The organism is Xenorhabdus littoralis (assembly GCF_033949345.1).
Lineage (GTDB): Bacteria > Pseudomonadota > Gammaproteobacteria > Enterobacterales > Enterobacteriaceae > Xenorhabdus > Xenorhabdus littoralis.
Genome location: NZ_VCDP01000014.1, coordinates 1 through 3589, shown reverse-complemented (window position 1 = coordinate 3589; position 3589 = coordinate 1). Strand labels below are relative to the sequence as shown.

Here is a 3589-nt window from a genome sequence, read left to right as displayed (position 1 = left end):
GACTGGCGCATCAATTAATTACGCTGGGGGTAAAGCCGGATCAGCGGGTGGCGATTTGCGTATCACGGTCACCGGCCATGGTGGTGGGTGTGCTGGCGATACTAAAAGCCGGGGGAGCCTATGTGCCGCTGGACCCCGTTTATACGGGTGAACGTCTGGCCCATATTCTGATGGATGCTGCCCCGGCTATTGTGCTGGCGGATCACATCGGGCAGACAACATTGGGTGAGTCTGCTCTGGCATCACGGACGGTACTCGACCCGAATCTCTTGCCTGAGCAACCGGACAGTAACCCGCAGATAGCCGGACTGACGTCACGGCATCTGGCCTATGTAATTTACACCTCCGGTTCGACGGGGACGCCGAAGGGTGTGATGGTCGAACATCGTAATATCCTGCGTTTATTCGATGCGACAGAAGTCTGGTATCAGTTTAACCAGCAAGATATCTGGTGTCTGTTTCATTCCGTTGCTTTCGACTTCTCGGTATGGGAATTATGGGGAGCGTTACGCTACGGTGCCAAACTGGTTCTGGTACCGCATACGGTCGCCCGTTCGCCGCAGGAATTCCATCAATTTGTGTGCCAGCACGGGATCACTGTGTTGAATCAGACCCCAAGTGCTTTTAAAGCCTTTATTGCCAGTTATGCCGACAACCCATTGCCGGATCAGTTGAGATATATCATTTTTGGGGGAGAAGCCCTCGATCCCGGCATATTGCGGCCGTGGTATCACCTGCGTGGCGAGACATCGCCTCGATTGGTGAACATGTATGGTATTACGGAGACGACCGTGCATGTGACTTATCGGGAGCTTAATCAGCTTGATGTGGAACAGATAACCAGTCCTGTTGGCAGGCGTATTCCGGATCTAACGTTGTATTTGCTGGATGATTATGGTCAGCCAGTGCCGCTGGGCGTTGTGGGAGAGCTGTATGTTGGTGGTGCCGGCGTGGCACGGGGTTATCTGAACCGCCCTGAACTGACGGCGGAACGTTTTCTTGTTGATCCGTTCAGTGATACCTCAGATGCACGGATGTACCGTACCGGGGATTTGGCCCGTTATCTGCCGGACGGCAGTCTGGAGTTTCTGGGCCGTAATGACCAACAGGTCAAAATCCGCGGTTTCCGCATTGAACCGGGGGAAATTGAGGCCCGGCTGATAGAACACCCGGCGGTACGCGACTCTGTAGTGCTGGCGCTGGGAGAAGGACAGGACAAACAGCTGGTCGCTTATATCGTGGCGAAAGCGGAAGAGGGACTGGTAAACAGCCTGCGTACCCATCTGAGTACGGTTTTGCCGGATTATATGGTGCCGGCGGCGTTTGTACGTCTGGAGGCGTTTCCATTGACCCCGAACGGTAAGCTGGATCGCCGGGCGTTACCGGCCCCTGACAGCGAGGCGTTTGCCCGTCAGAGTTATGAAGCGCCAGAGGGAGAGACAGAAACTGCGTTGGCGGCGATTTGGCGTGACGTTCTGGGGATTGAACAAATCAGCCGGCACGACAATTTCTTTGCTTTGGGCGGTCATTCCCTGCTGGCAGTACGGGTGATGAACCGGATCGCCGTGTTGGGGGCTGAATTGCCGTTGATGGCATTGTTTAACGCTCCTTCTTTGGCTGCCCTTGCTGAGGCGATCCAGATCCGGATTAATACACAGGACAGCACAACCTTGCCTGCCATTATGCCCGTCTCCCGAGAGGGGCTATTGCCGCTGTCATTTGCTCAACAGCGCTTGTGGTTCCTCACCCAGTTTGAGGGCATCAGTGAAACATACCATATTCCGATGGCGATGCGTTTGCATGGAGCACTGGAGATAACAGCCTTGCAGCAGGCACTGAATGCCCTGTTTGCCCGTCATGAAGCGCTCCGCTCCGTCTTTGTTTCTGTTGACGGTCAGCCGCAGGTAAGGCTGCTGGCAGCAGACAGCGGGTTGCCGTTGTCTCAGCATGACCTGCGCGGGAACCCGGATGCTGAAACGGCACTTCAACGATTGTGCAGTGAGGCAGCGTCTGTGCCATTTGAGCTCAGCCGTGACCCGCTTATCCGGGCGGTGCTTATCCGGCTTACGGATGATGAATATCAGTTTCTGCTCATCCAGCATCATATTATTTCTGATGGATGGTCAGTCAATGTGCTGATACGGGAACTGAACGTGCTCTACACGGCGTGTCTGTCTGGGCAATCCGATCCTTTGCCGCCGCTGGCGATTCAGTATCCTGATTATGCGGCTTGGCAGCGCCAGTGGCTTACGGCTGAACGTATTCAGGTGCAGTCGGACTATTGGCGTAAGATGCTGGCTGACGCCCCGGTTCTGTTGGAGTTACCCACTGATCGGGCACGGCCGGCAGAGCAGTCGTTTGCCGGACAGGTTTTACCGATCAATCTGGATACCGAGTTAACGGGTGCCCTGAAACGCCTGAGCAGGCAGCAGGGCGTGACGTTATTTATGACCCTGTTATCCGCTTGGGCAATGGTCTTATCGCGCCTGTCTGGTCAGGCGGATATCATTATCGGGACTCCCAGTGCGGGTCGCAGTCGTCAGGAAGTGGAGCCGTTGATTGGGTTCTTTGTGAATACGCTGGCGTTGCGCATGGCAGTCTCGGGTGAGCAGACAGTGACAGAATTACTGACACAAGTCCGGCAAATAGCATTAGCGGCACAGGCGCATCAGGATTTGCCGTTTGAGCAGGTGGTGGAAATTGTGCAGCCGCCACGTCAGTTGGCGCATACCCCGCTGTTTCAGGTGATGTTTGCCTGGCAGAACAATGAGCGCACGGACTGGATACTGCCGGAACTGATCGTGTCACCGATCGAGCAAGCCCCGGATATAGTCAAATTTGATCTCGAATTGGACTTGTCTGAAGAGGGAGACAGAATTATCGGGTCCTTGCATTATGCTACGGCCCTGTTTGATCAAGCGACAATTGAACGGCATATCGATTATTTACACTTTGTGCTGCAAGCGATGGTGGCCGCCCCTCAACAGCGGATCGGAAAGATTGATATTCTCCCACCGGCAGAACGCAGGTTGTTGCTGGAAACCCGGAATGCAACCGAAACCGCGTATCCTGGTCAGTTATGTATTCATCAGTTATTTGAGCAACAGGTGAATAAGGCCCCGGAAGCCACTGCGTTGATATACGAAAACCAGACGCTCAGCTATACAGAATTAAATACCCGGGCCAATCGTCTTGCACATCAACTGATTGCGCTGGGAATAGAACCAGACCAACGGGTAGTTATTTGCGTGTCACGGTCATCGGCCATGGTGGTGGGGATACTGGCGGTATTGAAAGCCGGCGGTGCCTATGTGCCGCTGGACCCCGTCTATTCGAGTGAGCGTTTGGAGCTGAGTCTGATAGATGCTGCCCCGGCTATTGTGCTGGCGGATCATATCGGCCGGACAGCACTGGGTGAGCAGGCACTGGCATCGCGGACGGTGCTTGATCCGAATACCTGCGTTGACCAGCCGGACAGCAATCCGCAGATAGCCGGATTAACGTCACGGCATCTGGCCTATGTGATTTACACTTCCGGCTCAACCGGGACGCCGAAAGGCGTGATGGTGGAGCATCGGGGGGTGGTGAA

General features: G+C 54.8%; 1 protein-coding gene. It reads left to right on the top strand.

Annotation, left to right across the window (positions count from 1 at the left end; translation table 11 throughout):
* Positions 1 to 3589: amino acid adenylation domain-containing protein (locus FE394_RS04350; protein ID WP_319925182.1), on the top strand; the 3589-nt coding region annotated here is incomplete at both ends.